This is a genomic window from Kribbella sp. NPDC050241, assembly GCF_044459685.1.
Classification (GTDB): Bacteria; Actinomycetota; Actinomycetes; order Propionibacteriales; family Kribbellaceae; genus Kribbella.
Genome location: NZ_JBITJE010000010.1, coordinates 93,042 through 119,663 on the forward strand (window position 1 = coordinate 93,042; position 26,622 = coordinate 119,663).

At 68.2% G+C, this 26,622-nt stretch carries 23 protein-coding genes; 3 read left to right on the forward strand and 20 right to left on the reverse strand.

What is annotated here, in order from left to right:
- Positions 1–19: 19 nt before the first annotated feature.
- The 5 genes from ACIBG5_RS34740 to ACIBG5_RS34760 form a co-directional block, all read right to left on the reverse strand.
- On the reverse strand, positions 20–928 hold the full coding sequence (locus ACIBG5_RS34740; RefSeq protein ID WP_396395760.1) for a carbohydrate ABC transporter permease: 909 nt from the start codon (positions 926–928) through the stop codon (positions 20–22).
- A complete protein-coding gene (locus ACIBG5_RS34745) occupies positions 925–1,863 on the reverse strand; it encodes a carbohydrate ABC transporter permease (protein ID WP_396395761.1) in 939 nt (312 codons plus the stop codon). The genes ACIBG5_RS34740 and ACIBG5_RS34745 overlap by 4 nt, the downstream gene beginning before the upstream one ends.
- Complete coding sequence (locus tag ACIBG5_RS34750; RefSeq protein ID WP_396395762.1) at positions 1,860–3,152, reverse strand: extracellular solute-binding protein; 1,293 nt, start codon at positions 3,150–3,152, stop codon at positions 1,860–1,862. The genes ACIBG5_RS34745 and ACIBG5_RS34750 overlap by 4 nt, the downstream gene beginning before the upstream one ends.
- A 121-nt stretch (positions 3,153–3,273) precedes the next feature.
- Positions 3,274–4,266, reverse strand: coding sequence for a hydroxyacid dehydrogenase (locus tag ACIBG5_RS34755; RefSeq protein ID WP_396395763.1), 993 nt, complete (start codon positions 4,264–4,266; stop codon positions 3,274–3,276).
- A 428-nt stretch (positions 4,267–4,694) separates the two neighbouring features.
- Entirely contained in the window at positions 4,695–5,630 is a 936-nt protein-coding gene (locus tag ACIBG5_RS34760) for an NADP-dependent oxidoreductase (protein ID WP_396395764.1), read from the reverse strand.
- Positions 5,631–5,728: 98 nt separating this feature from the next.
- On the opposite strand from ACIBG5_RS34760, the gene ACIBG5_RS34765 reads away from it, so the two are divergent.
- A complete protein-coding gene (locus ACIBG5_RS34765) occupies positions 5,729–6,394 on the forward strand; it encodes a TetR/AcrR family transcriptional regulator (protein ID WP_396395765.1) in 666 nt (221 codons plus the stop codon).
- Between the two features lie 177 nt (positions 6,395–6,571).
- Here ACIBG5_RS34765 and ACIBG5_RS34770 read toward each other — a convergent pair whose 3' ends face one another.
- The 10 genes from ACIBG5_RS34770 to ACIBG5_RS34815 form a co-directional block, all read right to left on the reverse strand.
- A complete protein-coding gene (locus ACIBG5_RS34770) occupies positions 6,572–7,777 on the reverse strand; it encodes an acyl-CoA dehydrogenase family protein (protein ID WP_396395766.1) in 1,206 nt (401 codons plus the stop codon).
- Positions 7,777–9,096: an acyl-CoA dehydrogenase family protein gene (locus ACIBG5_RS34775; protein ID WP_396395767.1), complete on the reverse strand. Its 1,320-nt coding sequence runs from the start codon at positions 9,094–9,096 to the stop codon at positions 7,777–7,779. The genes ACIBG5_RS34770 and ACIBG5_RS34775 overlap by 1 nt, the downstream gene beginning before the upstream one ends.
- Before the next feature lie 47 nt (positions 9,097–9,143).
- Positions 9,144–10,379 carry an RNA polymerase sigma factor gene (locus tag ACIBG5_RS34780; protein ID WP_396395768.1) on the reverse strand — a complete coding sequence of 412 codons (1,236 nt, stop codon included), beginning with the start codon at positions 10,377–10,379 and terminating at the stop codon, positions 9,144–9,146.
- Positions 10,380–10,407: 28 nt separating this feature from the next.
- Positions 10,408–10,815: a TIGR03668 family PPOX class F420-dependent oxidoreductase gene (locus tag ACIBG5_RS34785; RefSeq protein ID WP_396395769.1), complete on the reverse strand. Its 408-nt coding sequence runs from the start codon at positions 10,813–10,815 to the stop codon at positions 10,408–10,410.
- A gap of 143 nt (positions 10,816–10,958) precedes the next feature.
- Complete coding sequence (locus tag ACIBG5_RS34790) at positions 10,959–12,554, reverse strand: phytoene desaturase family protein (protein WP_396395770.1); 1,596 nt, start codon at positions 12,552–12,554, stop codon at positions 10,959–10,961.
- A 9-nt stretch (positions 12,555–12,563) separates the two neighbouring features.
- The gene (locus ACIBG5_RS34795; protein WP_396395771.1) at positions 12,564–13,391 is read right to left on the reverse strand and encodes an HpcH/HpaI aldolase/citrate lyase family protein; all 828 of its coding nucleotides are present in this window, start codon (positions 13,389–13,391) and stop codon (positions 12,564–12,566) included.
- A 24-nt stretch (positions 13,392–13,415) separates the two neighbouring features.
- Positions 13,416–14,603, reverse strand: a complete 1,188-nt coding sequence (locus tag ACIBG5_RS34800; protein WP_396395772.1) for a CaiB/BaiF CoA transferase family protein — start codon at positions 14,601–14,603, stop codon at positions 13,416–13,418.
- On the reverse strand, positions 14,600–16,588 hold the full coding sequence (locus ACIBG5_RS34805) for an SUMF1/EgtB/PvdO family nonheme iron enzyme (RefSeq protein WP_396395773.1): 1,989 nt from the start codon (positions 16,586–16,588) through the stop codon (positions 14,600–14,602). The genes ACIBG5_RS34800 and ACIBG5_RS34805 overlap by 4 nt, the downstream gene beginning before the upstream one ends.
- Positions 16,585–17,484, reverse strand: a complete 900-nt coding sequence (locus ACIBG5_RS34810) for a ribokinase (RefSeq protein ID WP_396395774.1) — start codon at positions 17,482–17,484, stop codon at positions 16,585–16,587. Before ACIBG5_RS34810 ends, ACIBG5_RS34805 begins: the two co-directional genes overlap by 4 nt.
- On the reverse strand, positions 17,474–18,772 hold the full coding sequence (locus ACIBG5_RS34815) for an ADP-ribosylglycohydrolase family protein (RefSeq protein WP_396395775.1): 1,299 nt from the start codon (positions 18,770–18,772) through the stop codon (positions 17,474–17,476). The genes ACIBG5_RS34810 and ACIBG5_RS34815 overlap by 11 nt, the downstream gene beginning before the upstream one ends.
- Positions 18,773–18,852: 80 nt before the next feature.
- On the opposite strand from ACIBG5_RS34815, the gene ACIBG5_RS34820 reads away from it, so the two are divergent.
- Both ACIBG5_RS34820 and ACIBG5_RS34825 read left to right on the forward strand, forming a co-directional pair.
- Entirely contained in the window at positions 18,853–20,415 is a 1,563-nt protein-coding gene (locus ACIBG5_RS34820; RefSeq protein ID WP_396395776.1) for an alkaline phosphatase D family protein, read from the forward strand.
- Between the two features lie 12 nt (positions 20,416–20,427).
- The gene (locus ACIBG5_RS34825) at positions 20,428–21,252 is read left to right on the forward strand and encodes a hypothetical protein (RefSeq protein WP_396395777.1); all 825 of its coding nucleotides are present in this window, start codon (positions 20,428–20,430) and stop codon (positions 21,250–21,252) included.
- Between the two features lie 3 nt (positions 21,253–21,255).
- On the opposite strand, the gene ACIBG5_RS34830 is transcribed toward ACIBG5_RS34825, so the two are convergent.
- The 5 genes from ACIBG5_RS34830 to ACIBG5_RS34850 form a co-directional block, all read right to left on the reverse strand.
- Complete coding sequence (locus ACIBG5_RS34830; RefSeq protein ID WP_396395778.1) at positions 21,256–22,389, reverse strand: ADP-ribosylglycohydrolase family protein; 1,134 nt, start codon at positions 22,387–22,389, stop codon at positions 21,256–21,258.
- On the reverse strand, positions 22,389–23,669 hold the full coding sequence (locus ACIBG5_RS34835) for an ABC transporter substrate-binding protein (RefSeq protein WP_396395779.1): 1,281 nt from the start codon (positions 23,667–23,669) through the stop codon (positions 22,389–22,391). Before ACIBG5_RS34835 ends, ACIBG5_RS34830 begins: the two co-directional genes overlap by 1 nt.
- 20 nt (positions 23,670–23,689) lie before the next feature.
- Entirely contained in the window at positions 23,690–24,523 is an 834-nt protein-coding gene (locus ACIBG5_RS34840) for a carbohydrate ABC transporter permease (protein WP_396395780.1), read from the reverse strand.
- Entirely contained in the window at positions 24,520–25,443 is a 924-nt protein-coding gene (locus tag ACIBG5_RS34845; RefSeq protein ID WP_396395781.1) for a carbohydrate ABC transporter permease, read from the reverse strand. Before ACIBG5_RS34845 ends, ACIBG5_RS34840 begins: the two co-directional genes overlap by 4 nt.
- Positions 25,444–25,558: 115 nt before the next feature.
- Entirely contained in the window at positions 25,559–26,548 is a 990-nt protein-coding gene (locus ACIBG5_RS34850) for a LacI family DNA-binding transcriptional regulator (protein ID WP_396395782.1), read from the reverse strand.
- Between the last annotated feature and the right edge of the window lie 74 nt (positions 26,549–26,622).

Consider the following 26,622-nt stretch of genomic DNA (forward strand, 5'->3'; position numbering starts at 1 on the left):
TGGTCGGTGGGAGCCGCGGTCATCCCTTGATCCCCGACGTCGCCATACCCGCGATGAAGTATCGCTGACCGAAGACGAACAACAAGATCATCGGGAGCGTGGCCAAGGCGGACATCGCCATCAGGAACGGCCACTGCACATTGCCCTGTCCCTGGGCGAATGTCGCCAGTCCGAACTGCAGCGGGCGCAGGCTCTCCGAGCTGGTCGCCACCAACGGCCAGATGAAGCCGTTCCAGGCGGACTCGACATTGAAGAGGGCGATGGTGACGAACGCCGGTGCAGCCAACGGCGCCATGATCCGGAAGAAGATGCCGATCTCCGACACTCCGTCGACCCGGGCGGCATCGGCCAGTTCGGCCGGCAATGAGACGAAGAACTGCCGCGCCAGGAAGGTGTACAACGGCGCGGAGACGAACGGCACGATCAACGCGGCCCAGGTGTTGAGCCAGCCGGTGCCGCCGTTGCCGAAAATGTCGTTGCCACCGGCGAACGGTACCCGGCGAACGACGAGGAACAACGGCACGATCAATACCTGGAACGGCACGATCAACAGCACGATGAAGTAGTTCAGGATTCCCTTGCGGCCGCGGATCGGCAACTGCGCCAGCGCATACCCGGCCGCCGTACAGAGGAAGAGCACCGGGATGGTCTGTCCGACCACCACGATCACGCTGTTGCGGAAGTACGTCGCGAACGGCGCCGCCTTGAGCGCGTTCACATAGTTGCGCCACTCGATCTGGTCGGGCAGCCAGGAGAATCCGTTCACCTCGTTGAGGTTCTTGAACGAGGTGAGGAGCATCCACACGAACGGCACGATCATCAGGAATCCCGCGACGGCCAGGACCACGACGAGCAACGCCTTGGCCAGCGAGACCGACGTCCTGCGGGTCGCGCTTCCACCGGTGGTCGTGGCGGTGGCGCTGCTCATAGGTCCTCCCGGTTGCGCAGGCTCAGGCGGCCGAGGCTGATCAGGATGCCGACGAAGACCAGCATGATGACGGTCTCCGCCGAGGCGTAGCCGATGTGCAGCCGCTCGAACGCGTTGGTGAAGATGTCGAAGGTCAGCACGTTGGTGGCATTGGCGGGTCCACCACCGGTGGTCACATAGATCAGGTCGAAGACCTGGAACGAGCCCGCGATGGACGTGACCAGGACGAAGAAGTGCACCGGGCCAAGGCCTGGCCACGTCACGTTCCAGAACGTCTGCCACCTGGATGCACCGTCCAGCGTCGCCGCCTCGATGAGGTCCTGCGAGATGCTCTGCAACGCGGCCAGGTAGATGATCATCTTTGCGCCCAGCCCTTGCCAGACACCGACGACCATCAGCGCCGGCAGCGCGACGTCGGGGTCGGTCAGCCACCCCGATCTGGCCAGGCCGAAGAACGCCAGCACCTGGTTGCCGAGGCCGGCGGCCGGGTTGTAGATCCACAGCCAGACCGCTGCGACGGCGACGGTCGAGGTGACCACCGGGATGTAGAACAGTGTCCGGAACAGCCCTCGGGCCGGGATCTTCTGGTTCAGCCCCAGAGCCACAGCCAGCGACAAAGCCATCGCGACCGGTACGACGGCGATCGTGTACAGCAGCGTGTTCTTGACCGCATTGACGAACTGCGCGTCCTGGAACAGATCGAGGTAGTTCTTCAGCCCGATCCAGTCGCCCTGCCCGGCCACTCTGGCGTTGGTGAAGCTGAGGTAGACCGCCATCAGGCCAGGGATCGCGATGAAGATCACCGAGTGCACCAGGGAGGGTGCCAGCAGCAACCAACCGGCGCGGGCCTTGGCCCCTTCGACGCCGCTGCAGCGGCGCCGGGACGGGCGCGGGCTCGTGGCGACGACCGGCCGTTCGATGGTCTGGGTGGTCATTTGCGCGCCACGGTGTCGAGTTCCTTGAGCACGTCCTGAGGCGACTTGCGGCCGAGGATCACCTCGTCGAGCGACGGACCGAACTTGGCCCGGAAGTCGAGGAAGGTGGCTCCGCCGTACTCGAAGACCGACTTGTCGAGGTTCTTCCAGGCGAACGACCCCGCCGGGTTCGACTTCACGAACGCGCTGTCGCCGGCAGTGCTGCTGATCGGAACACCGACGTCGAGCTTGGAGATCGCCTCCTGCGACTTCTGATCCTGCATCGCGCGGATGAACGCGAGGGCTGCCTGCGGGTACTTCGTCCCGTCGCCGACGGCGGCGACCCGGCCACCGACGTACATGACCTCCTTGGCGTCCTTCAGGTTGAAGTAGACGAGATCCTTGCACTTCTCGCCGATGCCCTGCGCTTTGGTGGAGCAGTCGACGTACGGGCTGGCGAAGCCCATCGCGGCCTCCCCGGTCGTGACCAGCGCGGTCTTCGCGGTGTTCTGATATCCGTACGTCGAGGACTTGTCGACACTGACCATGTCGTGGATCTGTTGCAGAGCGTCGATTCCGGCCTGACCGTTGAAAGCCGGCTGGCCGTCGGCGGTGAACATCTGGCCGCCCTTGGCTCCCATGAACGCGACGAACTGCTGGCGATAGTTGCTGGCGGGTGCCCAGAAGTCGAAGCCCGTGCGGGTGATCTGGCCCTTGGCGTCGCGTTTGGTCAGCTTCTTGGCGTCTTCACGGAGCTCCGCCAGTGACTGCGGCGGCTTGGTGGGGTCCAGCCCGGCTGCGGCGAACGCACTCTTGCTGTAGGCAAGCAGCCGCGGGTTCGCCACGATCGGCACGGCGTACAGCTCGTCGTCGTACTTCATCGGCGGCACGAACGCCGGATAGACCGACTTCTCCAGGTCCTCGGTCTTCACTCCGAGCTTGGTCAGCGACTGAATCGCTCCCAGGTCGGCCAACGGCTGCACCCAGCCGATGCCGGCGCTGACCACGTCGTAGTTCTTGCCGGCCGCGAGCGAGGTGGAGATCTTCTCGTTCAGGTTGTCGTACGGCACGAAGTCCGGCTCGACCTTCATCTGCGGATACGTCTTGTGAAAGATGTCGACGATTCCCTGGAAGACGGCCTGGCCCTCGTTGTTCGCCGGGAAGTTCGGAACGACCACCCGCAGGGTGCCTGTCGCCGTGGCCGGGTCCTGTCCCTCCTCGGCCGTGTCACCACCGGAGGAACATCCGGCGACCGCGGCCATCGCGACGGCCAGAGCCGCCGAGGCTGCGATCTTCAGTCCTCGCTGCATCACTCTTCACCACTTCCTGTCGGCGACCGCACCAGCGGTTCGGTAAACGCTTCCCGACACCATAAGCGTTTCTAGTATCGTTTCGCAACGTCTCAGTCATCTCCCTGAAACAGAGAGACGGTCAAGCCATGAGGTCGTAGGTGTCCGGGAGTACTTCGTGCCGCAGGTCGAGGCCGTTCAGGTAGCGCCGGATCTCGTCGATGACGATCGCTCCCTGGGTTCGCCGGGAGTGCCAGGTCCTCGCCCCGAGATGCGGGGTCAGCAGTACGTTCGGCAGCTGCCACCACTCCGAGTCGGGTGGCAGCGGCTCCTTGTCAAAGACGTCGACTGCGGCGCTCAGGCGTCCGCTGCGCACCTCGGCCAGCAGCGCATCGGTGTCGACCAGGGCCGCGCGGGCCGTGTTGATCACCAGTCCCCCGTCCGGAATCAGCGCCAGACTCTGTGCATCGAGCATGTGCCGGGTCTCCTCCCGCACTGGAGCATGCAGAGCCACCACAACCGACTGACTGAGCAGCGTCTCCAGCGGGACCAACCTGGCGCCGAGGCTCTTGGCCTCTTGGTCATCCAGATAGGGGTCGTAGACCAGCACGTCGGAGCCGGCCGCCACCACCAGCCTCAGATAGGCGCGTCCGACCCGGCTGGCGCCGACCACTCCGACAGTGGCGCCCGCGAGCGTCCGCCCCAAGCCGAAATCGGCTCCAACCCAGTCGTGCGCCGCGGCCATCGCCCGATCGATGCGGTCCAGATCACGCAGCCGGGCGATCGTCATGTACAGCGCGAGCTCGGCAACGGACTGCGCCATCCCCGCAGACGCCTGGCTCACCCGCACACCACTAGACAGCAATCCTTGTGGCGCCAGCGCACGGATCGTCCCAGCGCTGTGCACGACGAGCCGCAGGCGATCCTCGAGCCCGAGCCGCTCCGGCAACGGCGCAGACCCCCAGCCAGTGATGAGCACCTCCGCCCGCAACCTCGCGTCACTGTCACCATCGACGCTGCCGTCGCCCCTGCGGACGAGACGTCCGATCCCCCTCAGCTTCTGCTCGATCCCATCGCCGAAGAGCTCGGCTTCCAGCGCGCGGGGCAGGTCTACGTACACGACAGGCAGAACCATGAAGGCCCTTTCGATGCAGTAACAGATAGAAACGTTTCTACATCGGCGACAATAACACGGCTCGTGTTTCCACCCGACGAGCGCCGGTCACGGCCCCGAGGGCCGTTCCGCAAGCGGTGAGCTGACCCCTGCACCTACCTCTCCTGAAGGCCCCGATTTCGCGTTAGTTGCGGTTGAGTTCACGGCAAGTCAACGGCTCGTCGCCCACCACGAGCACATTTGCGATGCCGGTCGTCGACCGACCGTCGAGCACCTCAGGCAGACGTCGCGACCCGGTGGGGCGATCAGTTGCTGATGGCTGGAGCCGCCTGGAGATAGGTGAGGTCGTCGATCTGGCCGACGACCAACTGGCCGATCTTTCCGGTGGCACCGAACACCATGACGTGCATGGACAGCTCCTCGCAAAGGCGCGCCAGTCGGGTGGGCGCTCAAACCAGCGTGATGCCGAGCTTGCCGAGCGCTCCGGCACCGAAGTCAGCGAATGCCTGCGCGGCCTGCTCAAGCGGGTAAGTGGTGGTGACGGGCACCCGCAGACGGCCTGCGGCGACATCGGCGGCCAGGCGTTCCAGGGTCGCGGCGTTCGTGTCGGCCATCACGGCGACGACAGTCAGGTCACGACCCGCGACGGCGTCAGGACCGAAGCCGAGAGTCGAGGCGATCCGGCCGCCTGGTCTCACCAGCCCGGCGACGGCCTGGCCGTCTCCGGCCAGGTGGAGAGCCACGTCGACGCCGCTGGGAGCGACGTCCTTCAGCTGTACGGCGAGGTCAGCTGTGTAATCCACAACGTGAATGTCTGCCCCGAGGGACCGGACGAAGTTTGCGTGTGCGCCGGGCAGGGCGGTGGCGATTATGCGCACGCCGCGGGCCGCGGCGTACTGCATCGCGATCGCGCCGACGCCGCCGGTCGCTCCCACAATGAGGAACGTCTCTCCTTCCGCGGGCTCTACCGCAGCAAGGCTGTCGAGCGCGGCAGCGCCGGCAAGACCGAGGGCCCCAGCGTCGGTGGCCGAGACACCGTCTGGAATGCGCGCTATGCCAGACGCCGCGGGAACGACGACGTACTCGGCCAGCGAGCCCGCACCCAGGAACGGCTTGGCTACGACGCCGAACACGGGATCGCCGACAGCAAACTCGGTCACGCCCTCACCGACTGCCTCGACAGTGCCGGCGAAGTCCTTGCCGAGAACGAGCGGGAAGCGATGCTCCATCATTCCCTGCACATAGCCGGCGGCAGTGGCCGCGTCGAAGCCGTTCACCGACGACGCCTCGACCCTGACCAGCAACTCACCGGCATCGGCCTGCGGCAGCGGCACGTCGTCCACGGTTGGCGTGGCTGGTACGGAGTGGACGAGCAGAGCGCGCATCGAGAGTCTCCTCAGCGAAGTGGATGGGGTTTTCCGATTCTCTTCCCCACCTTAGCAGCAGAAGTGGATGGGGTATTCCAGTTGGCTAGGATGACGACATGACACCTCCCGCGACTCCTGACGACATCCGGCAGGGACTGCGAACGGACGCCGAACGCAATCGTGCGCGCGTGCTCGCCGCGGCGCGTAGCGTCTTCAGTGAGCAGGGCCTCGAGGTGCCGATGACGGTCATCGCCCGCCAGGCCGGCGTCGGTATCGCCACGCTCTATCGGCGCTTCCCTACTCGTGAGGACCTCATCGGATCCGTCTTCGACGACCGGATGGATGCCTACGTCGCCGCGATCAGCGAGGCGCTCAATGACACTGACCCGTGGCACGGGTTCACCACCTACGTCGAGCGAGTCTGCGCCATGCAGGCTGCCGACCGCGGCTTCGCCGATCTACTCACCCTGACCTTCCCCACCGCCAAGGCGCTGGAGGCCAAGCGCGACACGGCGTACAAGGGATGGCTCGCCTTGATTACCCGGGCCAAGGACAGCGGACACCTGCGTCCGGACTTCTCCCCAGAGGACCTTCCGGTCCTGCTGATGGCGAACGCGGGCGTCATCAGCGCCACCGGCGACGCCGCGCCCGACACATGGCGACGGCTGGTTGCCTACATGCTCGAGTCGTACGCCGCCGAACCGGTGCGATCCAACGAGCTACCGCCCGCACCAGCCCCCCGCGCCCTCTACCGCGCGATGATTCGCCTCACCCGACGATAAACGGAGTTCTGGTTGATGCTCCCGTCGTCCTACGACCGGACCCGGCAGGCAGTGGATCGCCGACTGGAGCGGCTGACGGAGCAGGGACGGAGCAGAGGTGATCACGGCCCCGAGGATGGACCGGGTCGATGCTGGCCCGGGCCAGCCGCGTAGGCTGAGATCCCCTTACAGATAAGGCTATTTGAGCTCGGCGGACGTCTTGCCGAGGAGTCTGCGGGCGACGATCAACTGTTGGATTTGTTGGGTGCCTTCGAAGATGTCGAGGATTTTGGAGTCCCGGGCCCATTTCTCGAGGAGCTCGTGTTCTGAGTAGCCGAGGGTGCTGGTGAGTTCTATGCAGCGGAGGGTGATGTCGTTGGCGGAGCGGCCGGCTTTGGCTTTGGCCATGGAGGCTTGGAGGGAGTTCGGCTTACCGTTGTCGGCCATCCAGGCTGCTTGCAGGGTGAGGAGATAGGCGGCTTCCCAGTCGGACTCGAGTTCGAGGTACGTCGCCGCGGCCGCGGGCTGGAGGTGGACGGAGCGGTCGTAGTCGATCTCGACCCCGGCGTCGGCCAGCAGCTCACGGGTGAGTTCGAGCGACGCACGGGCGCACCCGACGGCCATGGACGCGACCAGCGGACGCGTGTTGTCGAACGTCTGCATCACACCCGCGAAGCCTTTGTCGGCGTCGATCTCGGCTGACCCGAGCAGGTTGGCCGCGGGCACGCGGCAGTTGTCGAAGCGAAGAGTGGCGGTGTCGGAGCCGCGGATGCCGAGCTTGTGGTCAAGCCGTTCGACCGTCATGCCTGGCGTGTCCTTCGGTACGACGAAGGACTTGATCGCGGCCCGCCCCAACGACTTGTCGAGCGTCGCCCACACCACCACGGCGTCGCAGCGACCGCCCGCGGTGACGAAGATCTTCTCGCCGTCGATGATGTAGTCGTCGCCGTCGCGGCGCGCGGTCGTCTGGATGTTCGCCGAGTCGGATCCGCACCCGGGCTCGGTGATCGCCATCCCGGCCCACACGCCGTCGAACCGCCGCAACTGCTCGTCGGAGGCAACCGATGCGATCGCGGAGTTGCCGAGACCCTGCCGCGGCATCGACAGCAGGAGTCCGACATCGCCCCAGCACATCTCCATGATCGACAGCACCGACGACAGGTTCGATCCGTTCACGACACCTTCACCGGCAGCAGTACGTCGTACTCCGGCCGCGCCCGCGCCGGAACTGGTGCCCGAGGCACCTAATCCGTCGACCACTGCCGCGAGCATATCCAGCTCGACCGGGTACTCGTGCTCGGCCAGGTCGTACCGCCGCGAGTTCGGACGCAGCATCTCCGCGGCGACCTGGTGCGCCTGGTTCACGAGGGCGCGGAACTTCCTTGGCGTCTCGAGGTTGATCATCAGACCAGCACCGCGCCTTCCATCACGCCGATCGCTCGCAGGTCGCGGTACCAGCGTTCGACCGGATGCTCCTTCACGAACCCGTGCCCGCCGAGTAGCTGCACACCGTCCGTCCCGATCTGCATGCCCTTGTCCGTGCACAACCGGCGCGCCAGCGCGACCTCGCGGGCGAACGGAAGCCCTTGTTCCGCACGAGATCCGGCCCGATAGGTGACGAGCCGCATACCTTCCAGCTCGATCCCGATGTTCGCGACCATGAACGCCACCGACTGCCGATGGCTGATCGGCTCACCGAACGCCGTCCGCTCATTGACGTACGGCGTGACGTAGTCCAGCACCGCCTTCGCCGTACCTAGTGACAACGCACACCAGCCCAGCCGCGACAGCCGCACGCACTCGGCGTAGTCGTCGAGCGTGCCCAGCTGCACCGCCGGCACATCCTCGAGGATCACCCGGCTGAGCGACGCCGCCCGCAGCCCCATCGACGGCTCGGCCTCGATCGTCACGCCGGGATGATCGGACTCGACCAGGAACAGCGCCGGCCCCTGATCCTCCAACTGCGCCGCGATCACGAACAACTCAGCCTCAGCACCACGCGGCACCAGCGACTTCACGCCGTTCAATCGCCCGCCGACGGCTGTGGTCCGTAAGTCGAACGGATCGAACAACGGCCGCGGCTCCAAGACCGCCAACGCCGCCGCTGGGACCGACGACCCAGTGAACGCGGGCAAATACGTCGCCTGCTGCGTCTCGTCACCCCACAACGAGATCGCCGTACTCACCGCCGCCGGCGCAAGGCACGCGACCGCCTGACCCATGTCACCGTGCGCCATCGCCTCGGCAACCAGTACGCCGGTCATCGCGGACCGCTCGGTGACGATGCCACCGAGCTCCTCCGGCACCTCGATCAGACTCAGCCCGAGCTCGGCCGACGACGCCAGCACCTTCGGATCCGTCGTACACGCGGTGTCCGCCGCTGACGCCACCGGACGCAGTACCTCGGCGGCGAACTCCTTCACGACCCCGACCACCATCTGCTGGTCCTCGGTCGGCGTCAGGTCGAAGCGGCCGCTTCCTCGCGCTGCCGGCAACCGGGACGGCTTGCTGAGCTTGGACGCCGCCGAGAAACTCCGAGACAGCGCTCCCGCCGTCCGGAAACCCGTCTTGGTCGCCTCGAACACCACCCGCTCGGTCTGCTTCCGCAACCCGAACCGATCGATTGTCCGCCACCGCGCGAGCCGGTTCAGCAGCGCGACCCCCACGCCGATCGCGTCCCGCCGCCCCCGGTCCCGCGCGCGTGTCCGCTCCTCAAGGCTCATACCCGCCACTGTAAACCGAAGTTACAACCCGGGTCACGTGACCGCAGTCACACGGAGATCGCCGCCGCCTTCGCCTGGAGGTAGCGCTGCTCCGGCAGGCTGGTGGTACGCCGGGCCGCGGCAAGGTAATGCTCCTGCGCCTTCGCCGGCTCCCCCGCCCGTTCGTACAGATGCGCCCGTACGGCGTCCAGACGGTGGGTCTCGGTGATGTTCTTGTTGCCGTCCAGCGTGGCGAGCAGGTCGAGACCGGCCTGCGGACCCTGCACCTGCGCGAGCGCAACCGCCCGGTTGAGCCTGACCATCGGATTCGGCGTGAGCCGCTCCAGCAGCACATACAGCGAGAGAATCTGGTTCCAGTCGGTCTCGTCGGCACTCGGCGCCTCGGAATGCACCGCGGCGATCGCGGCCTGCACCTGATAAGGACCGACCGCGCTCTGGGCCAATGTGGCCAGGATCAGCGTCGTGCCTTCCTCGATCTGCTCGCGATCCCAGAGCGTGCGGTCCTGCTCGTCGATCGGGATCAGGCCACCATCGGCGGTCGTCCGCGCCGTACGGCGGGAGTCCGTCAGCAGCATCAACGCCAGCAGGCCCGCAGCCTCACCGTCATCAGGCAAGGCTGAACGCAGCATCCGGGTCAGGCGGATCGCCTCGGAGGTCAGGTCGAGCCGCTGCAGTTCCTCGCCGGAACTGGCGGTGTATCCCTCGTTGAAAATCAGGTACAGCACCTGCAGGACAACCCGCAGCCGGTCCGCGCGCTCCTCCTCCGGCGGCATCTCGAACCGGCTCCCGGCCGCCTTGATGCTCTTCTTCGCCCGGCTGATCCGCGGCGCCATCGTTGCCTCGGGCACCATGAACGCCCGCGCGATCTCGCCCGTGGTCAGACCGCCGACCGCGCGCAGCGTCAGCGCGACCTGCGACGCCGGCGTGACGGCCGGATGGCAGCACAGGAACAGCAGCGTCAGCGTGTCGTCCTCGTCCGGAGCCGTGTCGACATCGGCGCCAGGGGCAACCAACTCCTCCGGCCCGGCCATCGACGCGACGCTGTCCTCGCGGCGGCGGCGCGCAGCCTCACTGCGGAACTGGTCGGTCAGCCGCCGCGTCGCGACCGTGATCAGCCAGCCGCGCGGATTCGCCGGTACGCCGTCCGCCGGCCACTGCGTCGCGGCCGCGAGCAACGCCTCCTGGACGGCGTCCTCACACAGATCGAACTGCCCGTGCCGCCGCGCCAGGAACCCCAGCACCTGCGGCGCGAGCTCGCGCAGCAAGCCCTCCACTTGCGTCATCCGCACCTCCCTCCCAGCACCCTACGCGTCAGGAGTACGACCACCCGGACCATTGGTCGACCCGGATCCCGATCACCGGTCCACGCGGCGGGTCCGCCTCGTACTGCGGATACTTCGCCACCAGCAACTCCAGTGCCGCCGACCGGGCCTCCACCACCCGCGCGACGCCGTCGACCCGCACCCACCACAGATGCGTCCAGTCTTCGTCGTACTGGTCGACCAGGACCGCCACGCGTTCGTTCTCCGCGATGTTGCGCAACCGCTTCAGGTCAGTCGTCGTCTTCGGCTTCTGATCGATCCCGATGAACAACTCGTCCCCGCGCACCGCATAGGTCACCGGTACGACGTGCGGCCGCCGGTCACCGCCGACCGTGGCCAACCGCCCCACCCGCGCCGCCGCGACCCGCGCCCGGCACATCGCCTCATCCAGTCGCATACTCCCGACCCTAAACCGCCCCCACCACAGCTCCCGGGTGCCCTGCGCCGCCTGGCCACTGGCGGGTTGTTTCACCGCTGGCGCCGTACAACCCGCCAGCGGTAACACAAGCCGCTAGCCACCGGCTCACTTCGAGGAGGCGGTCAACGCTGGAGGTGGCGGAGGGTTGCGGTGGGCAGGGTCCGGGTGAGGGGCCCGATGATCGAGGCGTCACGGAGGGCGGTGCGCGCCGCGAGGTGGCCGCAGGCTCCGTGGACGCCGCCGCCTGGGTGGATGGCGGAGCTGCCCAGGTAAAGGCCGGCGATGAAAGTGCGCGGACTGCCCAGACCGATGGTCGGCCGGAACACGAGCTGCTGATGCAGTTGCATGGTGCCGCCACCGAGAGCGCCGAGGCCGAGGGCCGCGTTGCCGGACTCGAGGGCGCTCGGCCGTTGCAGATCACGCGAGATGATGAGCTCACCGAAGCCCGGTGCGAAGCGCTCGATCGCGCGTTCCATCCGGCCGGCCAGCTTGCCGGCGGACTCGTCGTCGGCAATCCCCCGCGGCAAGTGTGAGTACGCCCAGACGGCCTCGGTCCCTTCCGGCGACCGGGACGGATCCGACTTCGTGGACTGCCCGATCAGCAGGAACGGCTGCGACGGCAACCGGCCGGTGTCGAGGTCGGCGGACAGATGCACGAGCTCGTCCGCTGTCCCGCCGAGGTGGACCACCCCGGCGGATCGCGCCTCGGCCGACGTCCACGGGATCGGCCCGCTCAGCCGGAAGTTCAGCTTCACCGTCGGGTAGTCCCACTCGAACCGCTCGTCCAGATCCCGCCGCAACCCTGCCGGGATCGTTGCGCCAGGCAACAACTGGTTGTAGAGCACCGGAGCAGACGTGTCCGCGATCACTGCCCGGCTCACCGCGACCGTCTCCCCGGACGCCGTCCGTACGCCGGTCACTCGCCCGGACGACACGTCGATCGCGGAGACCGGCGTATCCGAGATGAGCAGGGCGCCCGCGCGCTCGGCTCGACGGACCAGAGCGCCCGAGAATGCGCTCGATCCCCCAATCGCCACCGGATAGCCGACGTCCTGCGCCATCATCGCGAGCAGCCAGCCCATCGTGCCGCTGACGCTGCCGGACAGCGGCGAGTCGGCGTGCAGCGCGTTGCCCGCCAGCAACGCTGCCCCGCGCGGGCCCGCGAACAGTTCCTTGCCCATCCGGTGCATCGGCATCGCCATGAACCGCGCGAACCGCAGCAGCTCGCCCGCGGACCCGAGCTTGCGCGCCAGCTTGATGCCAGGCACGACCGGCGGCCACGAGGTCAACAGTGACTTCAGCAGCGGCTCGCGGATCGCGACGTACTGCTGGTAGATCCGCAGCCACGCCTCGCCGTCGCCCGGGTGGTCGGAGCCGATCGACTTCGCGGTGTCCTCCGGATCCGGGTGGATCGCGACCGAGGTGCCCTCCTCGGCATCGAGCAGATGCACCAGCGGAAGCGGCGCATGTGCCCACTTCAGGCCGAACTTCTCCAACTCCAGCGCGCGCATGACCGGTGACGCCACGCCCAACGGGTAGTTCGAACTGAAACGATCACTGATCCAGCCGTCGTCCTCGGTCGACCGGACCGCGCCGCCGAAGGTCTCGGCGGCCTCCAGCACCAGCACGTCCCAGCCCGCGTCGGCAAGGGCGATCGCGCTCACCAGGCCGTTCGGCCCCGAGCCGATCACCACGGCGTCAACACTGCGCGGCAGCATATGTCGAGCCTAACTTGACCGGGACTCGATCTCCCGCATCAGGGTGCTGAGCTCCCGGGCGCGCCCCACCATGGCGGGGTCGACCATCCGGCCGTCCGGAAGGACAATGACGCCGCCGTCGGAGACCCCGGCCTTGTCGACCGCGGCCAGCAACGCCTCCGCCTCGGCGAGCTGTACGGCGGTCGGCGTGAAGCACTCGACGATCGTGGCCAGCTGCCGCGGATGGATCGCCGTACGCCCGACGAATCCAAGGGCACGGCCCTCCAGACTGGTCTGCCGCAATCCGTCGAGGTCGTTGACTCGCGGATACACCGACATCATCGGAGCGCCGAGCCCGGCCGCCCGCGACGCCGACACCAGCCGCCCGCGCGCCCATGCCAATCCGACCGATCCGTCCACACCCAGTGCACTCGACAGATCAGCCTCGCCGAGCGCGATCGCCACCACCCGCGGATCCGCGGACGCGATCTCGAACGCCCGCTCCAAACCCAGCGGCGACTCGATCAGCGCGGTGATCCTTGCCGTCGGCACCTGTTCCAGGATCGAGTGGACGTCGCTCGCACTCTCCACCTTCGGCACCCGGATCCGGATCACCGGCAGGGCGGCCACCGCGGCCAGGTCGTCCTCGATCCACAGCGTCCCGGGCGCGTTGACCCGGACCTCCACCGAACCAGCCGCGTTCGCCGCGATCCAGGCGACCGCCCAGCCGCGCGCGTCCACCTTGTCGTCGACCGGAACCGCGTCCTCCAGGTCGAACACGACCAGATCGGGGCCTGCGGCAACAGCCTTCGCGAACCGATCCGGCCGGTTGGCAGGTACATACAGTGCCGTCAGCACTTCAGGCCCCCTCAGGCATCAGCGTCAGACCACGCCGGCCGCGCGCAGCGCAGCGAGTTGCTCCGGACTGACTCCGATCTCGGCGAGCACCTCGTCGGTGTTCGCGCCGTGCGGCCGCCCGGCCCAGCGGATCGACCCTGGCGATTCGGACAACCGGAACAGCACGTTCTGCATCTGCACCGGTCCGCCGAGCTCGTCGTCGTCCACCGCGACGATCGTGTTCAGCGCGGCGTACTGCGGGTCGGTCATAATTCCGCGGATGTCGTGCACCGGACCGACGGCGGCCTCGGCCTTCTCGAACTCCGCCATCACCTCGTCCATCGGCCGCTCGGCGATCCACGACCCGACCGCCTCGTCCAGTTCGTCGGCGTGCTGCGCCCGCTCGCGCCCGGTGGCGAACCACGGCTGCGCCACGAGGTCCGCGCGACCGACCAGCCTCACCACCCGCTCGGCGATGCTCTGCGAGCTGGTCGACACCGCGACCCAGCGCCCGTCCGCGGTCTTGTAGACATTGCGGGGAGCGTTGTTCGACGACCGGTTCCCCAACCGCGGCTGGACGTACCCGGTCTGCTGGTACGCCGTGATCCCACCACCGAGCATCATCAGGATCGGCTCGATGATCGCCATGTCGATCACCTGGCCGGCCCCGGACCGATCCCGTTCGCGCAGCGCGACCATCACGGCGTACGCCGTGGCCAGCGCGGTGATGCCGTCCGCCAGCCCGAACGGCGGCAGCGTCGGCGGCCCGTCCGGCTCACCCGTGACGGCCGCGAACCCGCTCATCGCCTCGGCCAGCGACCCGAATCCGGGCCGGCTCGACCACGGGCCGACCTGCCCGAAGGCGGTCACCCGGGCGATCACCAGCCGCGGGTTCGCCGCCAGCAACACGTCGGGCCCGAGTCCCCAGCGCTCCAGCGTGCCCGGCCGGAAGTTCTCGACCAGGACGTCGTGGGTGCGCACCAGGTCGAGGAAGACGTCGCGACCGCGGGACAGGTCGAGCGTCGCGATCCGCTTGTTCCGCCCGAGGGTCTTGAACCACAGCCCGACGCCGTCCTTCGATGCGCCGTGCGTCCGGGCGGCGTCGGGCCGCGCCGGGTGCTCGATCTTGGTGACATCGGCCCCGAAGTCACCCAGGAAGGTCGCCGCCAGCGGTCCCGCGAACAGAGTCGCCGCCTCGAGGACCTTCACGCCGTCAAGTGGAGCAGCCCTCATCCCGCACACCTGAAGCCGATGGTCTCCGAGCGATCGAGACCACCACCGGTCAGCACCAGCTTGAAGCTCACGTCCGGCTCCTGCGGACCGCCGTCGGCGTACCAGTCGGAGCCCTCGGCGGCGTAGTGCGAACCGCCCTTGAGGATGCAGAACCGGCTGCGGCCGTCCCGGTGCTCGCTCTCGGTCAGGTTCCACACCAGCGGCTCGGCGCGGGTGAACCCGTCCAGCCCGGCGGCGAGCTGCCACTCGTCCTCGGTCGGCAACCGCCCACCACGCCAGGCCGCGTACGCCCGCGCGTCCGGCAGATCGACGTACGTCACCGGCTGGTCCTCGGTCCCCGGCGCAGGCGCGCCGTCGGCCCAGTGCGCGAGGAAGCGGTTCGGCACCAACGGCCGGTAGCCGGTCGCGGCCAGGAATGCGGCGTACTGCGCGTTGGTCACCTCGGTCGTCGCGACCGAGACACCGGAGAGCGAGACCTCGCGCGTCTCCGTCCGCAGGTCGTGCAGACGCGGCGGCAGCGGTTTCCACTCCTCCACGTACGGCGCCTGGTCGTACAACCCGGTCTCGCGTCGCCGATGCCGCACCTTCAGCACCCGGTCCCCCGCCGGTACGACGACCACCGGGCCGAGCGACGCGTCACCGGAAACCACGGGAACGGGAACCCGCCGGGCCGGCGCCATCGGGAACGCGGAGTCCTTCAGATGCGGACGCGGCATCGTGCCGAGCCGACGGGCGGTCGTCCGGCAGGACGAGCCGGCGGTCGCGCCCACCCGGATGATCCCGGCGACGCCACGACCCGGCACGACCAGGTGGACACCGTCGTCGTCCGAGGTGATCGGCACGCCCGACGTCACGTCGTACCAGTCGCCGACCTGGTCCTCCGAGCGCAGCACGATGCCGTCGAAGTCCTCCTCGTCGCGGTTGATCAGCGTCCAGAAGGTGATGTCGGCCAGGTCGAACCGCGAACCGTAGACGCCGTGCTCGCGCGCCTTGTCCGGGATCTCCGGGGTCAACTGGATCCAGTCGCCGTTGAGCAGCACCGGCGCGAACGCCCGCTGCGCCGCGACCATCCGCCGCAGCGTGGCGCGGTCCCGCGCGTTCCAGCCGACCCAGGCCGAGAACACGGACTCCCAGACCAGCATGCCGACGCCGTTGATCCAGGCGGACTGCAACTCGTCACTGTGGTCGCGGTTCCACCGGCGAGTGTGGTGCATCATGTGCCGGCGCTCGAACAGGTGCGCACGCAGGATGCCGGGCGCGCGGGTATCGGCGAACCACTGCGCCCAGGACAGCGCATGGTCGCCGATCCTTGCCATCGGCAACCGTGACTCGCCCTCGAACGCGATCGCCGGATTCGCCTTGCGCAGCGCGCGAGTGAAGGCCGGGTCGCCTTCCTTCAACGTGTCCAGGAAGACCCCGTCGACGTCGTACTCCGTGACCAGCGCCGCGAACTCCGCGGCGTCCGAACGGGCTGCCCGCCGGGTGCCGACATCCCACGGGTTGTAGTCGAAGAACACCTTCAGCCCGAGCCGGTGCAGGTCGTCGATCAGCTGCCGCAGCCCGGGCACGTCCCGGTAGAAGTCGAACTGGTTGCGCGAGTCGATCCCGATCACCGGATAGGCGTGCCACAGCACGACCGCGTCGTACCCACCGAAGTCGGCGACACCGTGCTGGACGAACTTCTCCGGCGTGAACCGCCCGGTCTCGACGTCGTACAGCTGGTCGTCCCAGAGCCAGACCAGCGCCACCGAGTACGCCGTCTGGGTCCATTCGCGCCCGGGGACCTCGTAGTGGGAGCCGTCGTACGGCGTCCGGTCGTAGGCACCGATCAGCCACTCGGCCAGCTTGGCGCGCCACCGCGGCAGGTCGGCCGGGTCCTCCGGGGCGCCGAGGATCTTGGCGTCGTCGAGGAACGACAGGTCGGCCCGAAGCCCCAGATCCACCCGGGCGGGCAGATCGATGGGCCGCGGCTCGAGCGGATTCACAGGTACACCTCCGCGTAGCGCGCGTCGATTGCATCCCCGTGAGGCACCGAGGGAATCGCCCCCGCCGCCTGAACACTCAATGACGCTGCCACGGTAGCGCGTCGGACCGCATTCGTCAGGTCGCTCGACGTAATCGCTCCGGTATTCGACACGGCAGACAATGCTGCCGCCAGCACCCCACAGAACGTGTCCCCCGCTGCCGTCGTGTCGACCACGTCGACCGGGAGGCCGGGAACCCTGATCTCGTCGTCGCCGCGCGTCAGGATCACCGCGCCGGCGGCGCCGAGCGTGACGACCGCGGCCGGCACCTTCTTCAGCAGCGCGGAACGGTCCGCGCCCGCGATCGCCTCGGCTTCGGTCTCGTTGACCACCAGCAGATCGACCTCGGCGAGCAACTCGTCCGGCAGCTCGGCCGCCGGCGCCGCGTTCAGGATGAAGTAGGAACTCGCCGCCGCCGCGTCCTGCACGGTCGGAAACGGGATCTCCAGCTGGGCCAGAACGACTTTCGCTGCCCGGACGGCAGCGGCCGCCGCGTCGGACAGCGACAGCTCGCCGTTCGCGCCGGGGGCGACCACGATCGAGTTCTCACCACTCTCGTCGACCGTGATGATCGCCGTACCGGTCGGGGCGGAGGTCACCGAGACCAGCGAGAGGTCGACGCCCGAGCTGCCGAGGGCGTCGCGCATCAGTGCACCACCGTCGTCGTCACCGAGCGAAGCGACCATCGCCGTCCGTGCACCCGCCCGCGCGGACGCGACGGCCTGGTTGGCGCCCTTGCCGCCCGGTCCGCGGGTCATCACTCCCGCCAGCACTGTCTCGCCGGGGCGCGGGATCCGCTGGACCGGCAACACCAGATCCACGTTCGCGCTACCTACGACGACAACATCAGGCTCCACCCCGGGCCACCTCCACGGTCCTCAGTGCCAGCTCGTCGATCGCGATCTGGTTCATCCCCGGCAGGCTCGTGGCCACCCGGTTGTCCAGTGGTGTGGACCACTCTGCCGGAACCCCTCGCACAGCGCCAAACACCGCACCCACCGTCGCCCCGGCCGAGTCGGTGTCCCACCCGCCCATCACCGAGCGGCCGACCGCGGTGGCGAAGTCCGGAGCGGTCAGCGCGTACGCCGTCAGCGCGCTGTTGTTCACCGCGTGCACCCAGTGCAGGTCGCCGTACTCGGCATGCAGCGCGTCGAGCGCGTCGTCCAGCGGACGGTCCGCGAGACCCAGCCCGAAGCGAACGGCTCGCGCGATCGCTCCGTCCGCCGCGACCACCTCGAGCCCGGCGAAGGCGACCTCGCTCGGCGAGTCCAGCACCAGCGCGGCGGCGGACATCGCCGCCACCCAGAGGGCACCGTCGACGCCCGCGCCGGTGTGACTCAACCGGGCATCGACCAGCGCGACCCGGGCAGCCGCGGTGCGGTCTCCCGGATGGGCCCAGCCGTAGGCGTCGGTCCGGATCTGAGCACCGATCCACTCCCGGAACGGATTGCCGACCAACGCCGCCCTGGACGGCTCCACACCTTCCAGAAGGTTGCGGTAAGCAACACGCTCGGCGGTGAACACTCGCCCGGCCGGAAGGTCGTTCAGCCAGGCCTGCGCAACGTCCTCGGTGGTCAGGGCGGAGCCGTGCCGCTCCAGCAGTTGCAGCGCCAGGATGGCGAAGTTGAGGTCGTCGTCCTCAGGCATCCCGTCGATGACCTCGCGCAGGCTGGTCGGCTTCGACCGCTTGTTCCACGGCCACCTCTTCTGCACGTCCTCAGGTACGCCGACCGCCGTGATGTACTGCGACAGCGGCCACTGGCCCGACGACTGCAGGATCTCCCGGATGCCCTCGCGCGGGATCTTCTCCACCGGTTTGCCGAGCAGGTTGCCGGCGGCTCGGCCGAGCCAGGCGTTCAGCGTCCGCCGCTCGAGGTCCGCCGGTTGGCCCAGCGACGGCAACTCGGGGATCACCGGCTCGTGCCACTCCCCCTCGCGTGCGTCCAACTCGGCGAGCAGCTCACGCGCGAGCGTCCGTAGTTCGGGAGAGGCCGGTTCGTCCGATGCACCCGACGCCGGGGCGTCCGTCGTACCGCCGGCCGCACGCCAGCGCGACTCGACGTCGGCGACGTCGACACCCTCGGATCGCGATTGGACCAGTTGGTGCGGCAGCAGATCCTCCGGCTGCACCCAGGTCAGTCTCATCGGGCTTCTTCCTTCCCCTGTTGCATCACGCGAAACGTGTGCCTGGTTCGTTGTGTCACCGCGGACAGATACTCCGTCCCATGCCCACCCGCCGCAGCTTTCTCTCCGCCACCGGCGCCGCCGCCGCTCTTGCCCTCACCGGCACCCTCCCTGGTCTTGATGCAGTAGGGATACCGCACCGCACCGACAAACGCCCGCTGTTCACTCTCGGCGTCGCCTCGGGTGATCCGCTGCCCGACGCCGTGGTCATCTGGACCCGCCTCGCGCCGGGTCCGCTCGAGGCGTTCGGCGGGATGGACGACCGCACGGTCGGGGTCGAGTGGGAGGTCGCCGAGGACGAGCACTTCCGCCGCGTGGTACGCCGGGGCACGGCCCACGCTCGCGCGGAGTACGCCCACACCGTGCACGTCGACGTCCGCGGTCTGCGCTCGTGGCGGCACTACTTCTACCGCTTCCGCGCGAACGGTCAGGTCAGTCCGGTCGGCCGCACCCGGACCGCGCCGGCGCCGGCCGACCAGCCGGCGGTGTCGATGGCGGTCGCTTCCTGCCAGGCCTACTACGACGGCTTCTACACGGCGTACCAGGACGTCGCACGCCGGGACCACGACGTCGTCCTGTTCCTCGGCGACTACATCTACGAGGTCGGTGTCGGGCCGACGGCAGGCGTTCGCAACCAGCCGGTCCCGGTCGACTTCGCCGGCGAGATCTTCACGCTGGACGAGTACCGGGCGCGGTACGCGCTGCACAAGACCGACCCCGACCTGCAGGCCGCGCACGCCGCCGCGCCGTGGATCGTTACGCTCGACGACCACGAGGTCGAGGGCAACTGGGCCGGATACATCTCCGAGGACGGCGTCCCGCACGACGACTTCGTCGTACGTCGGGCGAACGGCTTCCGGGCGTACTGGGAACACATGCCGCTGCGCCTCGATCAGTCCCCCGACGGTCCGTCGATCCGGCTGTACCGGCACCTCCGCTACGGTCGCACCGCCGACCTCAGCGTGCTCGACACCCGGCAGTTCCGCGACGACCAGACCAGCACCGGTGGCTGGCTGCCGCCGGACGAGGTGTCGCAGGAGCCGGCCCGCACGATCACCGGCGACGCGCAGGAACGCTGGCTGCTCGACACCCTGCACCGTTCCAGCAGCCGCTGGAACGTCGTCGCCCAGCAGGTCGCGATGGCCCAACTCGACCGCAAGACCGGTCCTGACCTCGAACTGCCGATGGACACCTGGAACGGGTACGTCGGTTCGCGCGACCGGGTCCTGTCCGGCGTCCGCGACCGGCATGTCCGCAACTTCGTCGTACTCACTGGCGACCTGCATCGCGCCGTCGCGTCCGACCTGCGCGTGAACTTCGCCGACCCGTCGACGCCGGCGGTCGGCACCGAGTTCGTCACCACGTCGATCTCGTCCGGCAAGGACGGTGTCGACTCGGACGCCACCGGCAAGGCGCTGCTCGCCGAAAATCCGCACGTCAAGTTCCAGAGCGTCCAGCGCGGCTACCTCAGCTGCCGTCTCGACAGCTCCCAGTGGACGTCGGAGTACCGCGTCGTCGACCGGGTCATCACCCCCGGTGGTACGGCGTCCACCCGCGCCACCCTGGTCGTCGAGGACGGCCGTCCCGGTACCCACCTGGCCTGAACGGATCCGCACATGAAACGCGCACGCACCGCTCTGCTCGCCGTCCCACTCGCTCTCCTGGTCCCGGCCGTCGCAGTTGCCAGCAGCAACAATCAGGTCGAGATCAGCGCAACCCCGCAGCCGGTCGAGGTCGTGCCGCTGCCTTGCTTCCCGTCCGGCAAGCTCACCCTCGGCATGACCAATACCGGCCGCAAGCCCACCATTGCCGACATGCGCATCAGCGGCGACTCCTCGTTGACACTGTCCCGGCACCAGTTCTCGAGCTATCTGCCCGTCGACCAACTGGTGAAGGCGCCTCTCGAGATCACAGTGCCGCGAGGCACGGCTCCGGCGACGCACAACGTCGACCTCAGTGTCGGTCGCGAACACTTGTCCGTGCCCGTCACGATCAAGCCCGTCCCGGCGCGCGACAACCTGTTGCTCGGCGAGCAGGCCGTCGCGTCCTCCACGAACGGCGACATGAAGCTGTGTGGCGGAGTCGACGGCAACACCGACTCCGCGCAGTGGGGAGCCAGCGGCTGGCACGACGCCACCAAGGGCGTCTTCCCCGACACGTACGGCGTCGACTTCGTCCAGCCGACCACGATCGGCCGCGTCGTCGTGCAGACCCTCGACTCGGCCAAGTACCCGGCGGCCGTGATGGGGATCCGCGACTTCGACGTCCAGGTCCGCACCGGCGGCACCTGGACGACCGTCGGCGAGTTCCGTGACAACGTGCAGGGTCTCCTCACCGTGACCTTCGCCCCGGTGGCCGTCGACGCCGTCCAGCTCGTCATCCACGACTCCAACGACCACGGGTACTCCCGGATCATCGAACTCGAGGCCTACGGCAACTGACATTCAGACCAGGGCATCCATCGCGGCCGACCGCCGGGCCCACCGCTCGGCGTCGGCCGCACGGATGTCCTCCGCGACCGCGGCCATCACCCGGCCCGGCTGCTCGAGGTCGGTCTTGCTCGCCGCGGCGATGTCCGCAGCCCAGTCCGCCGGTACGCCGTTCAGTCCGCTGAGGGCACCCGTGATCGCACCGGCCATCGACGCGATCGAGTCCGCGTCCCGGCCGTAGTTCGTGCCGCCCAGGACTGCCCGGCGTACATCTCCCTCGGAGACGAGCACGAAGCCGAGGGCGACCGGCAGCTCCTCGATCGCCTTCGTCCGGCTCGGCCGCCGGGCGTCCAGCGACTGGTCGCGATAGTCCGGGCCGACCGTGTCGAAGGGCCCGATCGCCTTGCGCAGCACGGGAATCGCCTGCTCCCAGTCGGTCAGGCCGTCCGCGGCGGCTGCCACTGCCTCGACGGCCCCTCGAGTACCGTCCTTGGCCAGCACGAGCGCCGCTTCCACAGCCGATGCGGCCGTCGCGCCAGGGGTCATCGCCGCGGCGACGGCGGCGGCGAACACGCCGGCCGCCTCCCGCCCGTAGCTCGACTGGTGCGCACCCGCGAGATCGATCGCCTCCGCGTACGCACCCTCGGGATCGCCGGCATTGGCGATTCCGACCGGCGCCATGTACATCGCCGCACCGCAGTTGACGATGTTGCCGACGCCGGCCTCACGTGGATCCACATGCCCGTAGTGCAACCGGGCGACCAGCCACTTCTCGGCCAGGAACACCCGCTGCAGCAGCAACGCGTCGGCCTCCAGCTCGGGCACCCAACGTGTCCCGGTCAGCATCTTTGGCACCAGCGACTCGGCGATCGCGTAGGCGTCCAGGTGCGTGCGGCGTTCGTCGTACACCTCGACCAAGGCGTGCGTCATCAAGGTGTCGTCGGTGATGTGCCCGTCGCCCTTGTGGTACGGCGCGATCGGCCGGGCGGTCCGCCATTCGTCGTACCACGGACCGACGATGCCGGTCACCCAGCCTCCGTGCCGCTCCCGGATCGCCTCCGGCGTCCACCCCTCGACGGCTCCACCGATCGCGTCACCGACCGCGGAGCCGACGAGGGCACCCGTAGATTTCTGTTCCAGCAAGGACATCACTGGTTGGCCTGATCCCATCCGTCGCTCAGCTTCTTGCCCAGTGCCGCCAGATCGGTCTTGTTCGCCAGGTACTCCTGCAGCGCCGGCGTCGCGATCTGGTCCTTCCACTTCGGATAGTTCTCCACGCTCTGGAACGGCGCCTTGGTGAGCTCGGCACCGCTGGCCAGCGTCTGCTGCCAGCCGTCCTTGCCACCGGTCGTCTTCAGGATCGCGTCCCGGGCCGCCTGCGTGGTCGGGATCAGCCAGTCACCCTGACCGACCGCGGCCAGGTTGTCGGCCTTCATGAAGTAGTCGATGAACTTCGCCGACTGCTCGATGTGCTTGCCCTCGGCCGGAACCGACAGCGTCTGCGGGTTCGCCGCCTGCTTGGTGCTGGTGCCCTTCAGCGGCGGCAGCACCTCCCACTGGAAGCCCTTCGGCGCCTGCTCGACCATCTGCTGGGCGGTGTAGTTGCCCGCGACAACCATCGCGTACTTGCCGGCGAAGAAGCCCGGCAGGACGTCGGAGCCGCTCTGCGTCAGCGAGGTCGGGTCGATCGACTTGTCCGTGTAGGCCATCGCGTTGATCCGCTTCGGCACCTCGAGCTCGGGGTCGCCGATCTTCGCCTTGGCGTCCCGGCCGGAGCCCTCGAAGAACTGCGCGTCGAAGTTCATGCCCAGGTTCAGCACGGTCGCGGTCGGGCTCTTCAGGCCCCAGCCCAGGCCGTACTTGCCGCCTGCCGTCAGCTTCTTCGCGTCGGCGGCCAGGTCGTCCCAGCTGAGCGAGTCACCGGTCGTGGTGATCCCGGCCTGCTTGAGCAGCGCGGCGTTGCCGAACACGACGTACGACTGGAGCAGCGTCGGCGCGGCGAACGTCTTGCCGTCGCTGGAGACGGTGTCCCAGACCCCCTGCGGTACGGCGTCCTTGGTCTCCTGGCTCAGGTACGGCGACAGGTCGGCCAGGAACCCCTGGTTCGCGAAGCCGGTGATGTCGGCGGACTCGTCCTGGATGATGTCCGGCGCGGTCCCGCCCTGGAACTGGGTGACCAACTGGTCGTGCACCGAGTCCCAGCTGCCCTGGACGTACTCGACCTGGATATTCGGGTTCGCGGCGTTCCAGTCCGCGACGATCTTCTTGGTCGCGGCGACCGTCGTCTTCTGGAAGGCGAGGCTCTGGAACTTCAGCGTCACCTTCTCGTTCGACCCCGAATCACCGGAGCTGTTGTCACTGTTGCTCCCACAGGCCGCGAGCGCCACCAGTGCACCCGCCGCCAGCAGAGCGGTTACTACTCTCTTCATGTGTTCTCCTCAGGGGATCTCTAACCCTTGACTGCGCCGCTCAACAAACCGGAAGTCAGCCGGCGTTGGAGGAAGGCGAAGAAGATCAGGCTTGGCACGGTGGCCAGGACGGACGCTGCTGCCAGTGGACCGAACTGCACCTGGCCTTCGGCGCCGACGAAGCGCGCCAGGACCAGCGGCAGTGTCTTGAGCTCCGGGTCCTGCAGCAGGACCAGAGCGAAGAAGAACTCGTTCCACGCCGAGATGAACGTGAACATCGCGGTCGCGATCAACCCGGGCCGCAACAGCGGCATCACGATCGACACGATCGTCCGCACCCTGGACGCCCCGTCGACCGAGGCCGCTTCCTCGAGCTCGCGCGGTACGGCGGCGACGTACCCCTGCAGCATCCACAACGCGAACGGCAGCGACCAGACCATGTAGACGATCACCACACCGGGGATCGTGTTGGTCAGGTGCAGCGGCCGCAGGATCATGAACAGCGGGATCACGATCAGGATCACCGGGAACACCTGGCTGACCAGGATCCAGCCGTTCGTCACCGGCCGCAGCCGGGTGCGGAACCGGGCCAGCGCGTAGGCCACCGGCAGCGACACGATGAGCACGAGGATCGTGGTGGCGATCGAGATCTGCAGGCTGTTGCCGAGACCCCTGATCAGACCTTGCTCGTTCATCGCGTCGCTGTAGTTGGAGAAGTCGAGGTGCTCGGGCAGCAGGCTCGGCGTGATGCTCGCGAACTCGCGAGGCGACTTCAGCGAGCTCGAGATCAGCCACAACAACGGGAAGCCGAGGAACACCAGGTAGCAGACGACAGCGACGTACTGCAGGAACCGGGCGGCCGGACGTGTTCTCATGCCTCGCTCCTCAGCCGGTTCCGCAGGTAGAACGCGAGGAACACGATGATGATGACCACCATCACGTCACCCATCGCCGCGGCCATCCCGAAGTTCCCGTACCGGAACGCCTCGTTGTAGGCGAACAGCATCGGCAGCATGGTCTTGCCGCCCGGACCGCCGGCGGTCAGCACGTACACCAGGCCGAACGAGTTGAAGTTCCAGATCATGTCCAGGCTGGTGATCGCGACGATCACGGTGCGCAGCTGTGGCAGCGTGATGTTCCAGAACTGGCTCCACGCGCTCGCACCGTCGACCGCGGCCGCCTCGTACAGCGTCCGGTCGATACCCTGGAGGCCGGCCAGCAGGGTGATCGTGGTCATCGGCATGCCGACCCAGATTCCGACCACGATCACGGCCGGCAGCGCCGTACTGAAGTCGCCGAGGAAGTTGATCGGGTGGTCGGTCAGGTGCAGCTTCTGCAGGATCTCGTTGACCGGGCCGTTGGTCGGGTGCAGCAGCAGCCGCCACATGATCGCGACCACCACCGGCGGCATCGCCCACGGGATCAGCGCCAGGGTCCGGGCCACGCCTCGGAACCTGATGGTCGTGTTCAGCAGCAGCGCCAGACCGAGCGCGGCGACGAACTGCAGGATCGTCACCGACAAGGTCCAGATGATGCCGATCCGGAACGAGTCCCAGAACAGGCCGTTGTGCAGGAGCTTGGAGAAGTTCTCGAAGCCGATGAAGTTCGTGTCGACGTTCAGCCCGGCGCGGGCGTCGGTGAAGCCGAGTGCGATGCCGCGGATCAGCGGGTAGACGCTGAGCAGCAACACCGGCAGCAGCGCCGGCAGGAACAGGAAGATCGCCTCCCGGTTCTGCTTCGGCTTTCCGGTCTTGCGCACCGGAGTCGGCGCCGGCGCCGTCATGGTCGCGGTCATGGGGCCTCCCGGCGTGGACTGAGGAGCGCAGGGAGCGAAGCGACCGGAGCGACGAGGGAAGGCCGGGAGCCAAGGCCCCATGACCCCCGCGCCGGAGGCGCGGCATTCAACACAGTCACGGGGTCGACTTCCGCACGCTCAGAGACGGTTGTACGACGATTCGCCGGGGCGTCCGGCTGCTGTCCTCGATCCTTGCCAATAGCAACTCAGCGGCCCGCCGGCCACGTTCGGCTGAGCCGAGGTTCACGCTCGTCAACGGCGGGAAGCACTGCTCGGCGAGCTCACTGTCGTCCATCCCGATCACCGCCACGTCGTCCGGAACGCCCAGTCCGTAGGCGGCGAGCTCGTGCATGACGCCGACGGCGAGTAGGTCGTTGGCGCAGACCACCGCGTCGGGGCCGCTCTTCTTGAACAGTTTCTTCCCCGCTTCGCGTCCGGCGGCGAAGGTGAAGTCGGCGGCCTCGATCTCACCTGCCGACGTCAGCTTGAACTCCTTCATCGCGTCGGCGAAGCCCTTCGCCCGGGCCGTTCCGGGCACCGTGTCCGCGGGGCCGTTGACGAACGCGATCCGCTTGCGTCCCTTGGACGTCAGGTGCTCGACCGCCAGCAGGATGCCCTTCGGCGAGTTGGCGCGGATCGTGTCGACGCCGGCCTTGGCGGGGACGTTACCGGCGACGACCACCGGCACCTCGCACTCGCGGATCGACTTGATCAGGTCCTCGTCGACGCGCAGCGGGCTGATCACCAGGCCGTCGGCGTACCCGCGGGCCATCCCCCGGACCAGCGCGACCTCGTCGACCACATCCGGCCCGGTCGTGGTCACCACCAGCCGATAGCCGGCCGCGGACACGACCTCTTCGACCGCTCGCATCATCGTCACGTAGACCGGGTTACCGACATCGGCGACCGCCAGCGTCAGCTGGAACGTGCGCCCGACCTTGAGCGATCGTGCCCGGGCGTCCGGCACGTACCCGAGCTCCTGCACCGCCCGCTGCACCCGCTCGACCATCTCCTCGGTCGCGGGCAGCCCGTTCAGCACGCGGGACACCGACGCCACCGAGACCCCGGCGGCCCGAGCCACCCCCGCGATCGTCGGACGACTCACGCCGACCTCCTGTAATCGTTCTTGTAATCGTTTACAAGCGAGACCTTAGGACGTCGGCGCCTCGCGGTCAACCT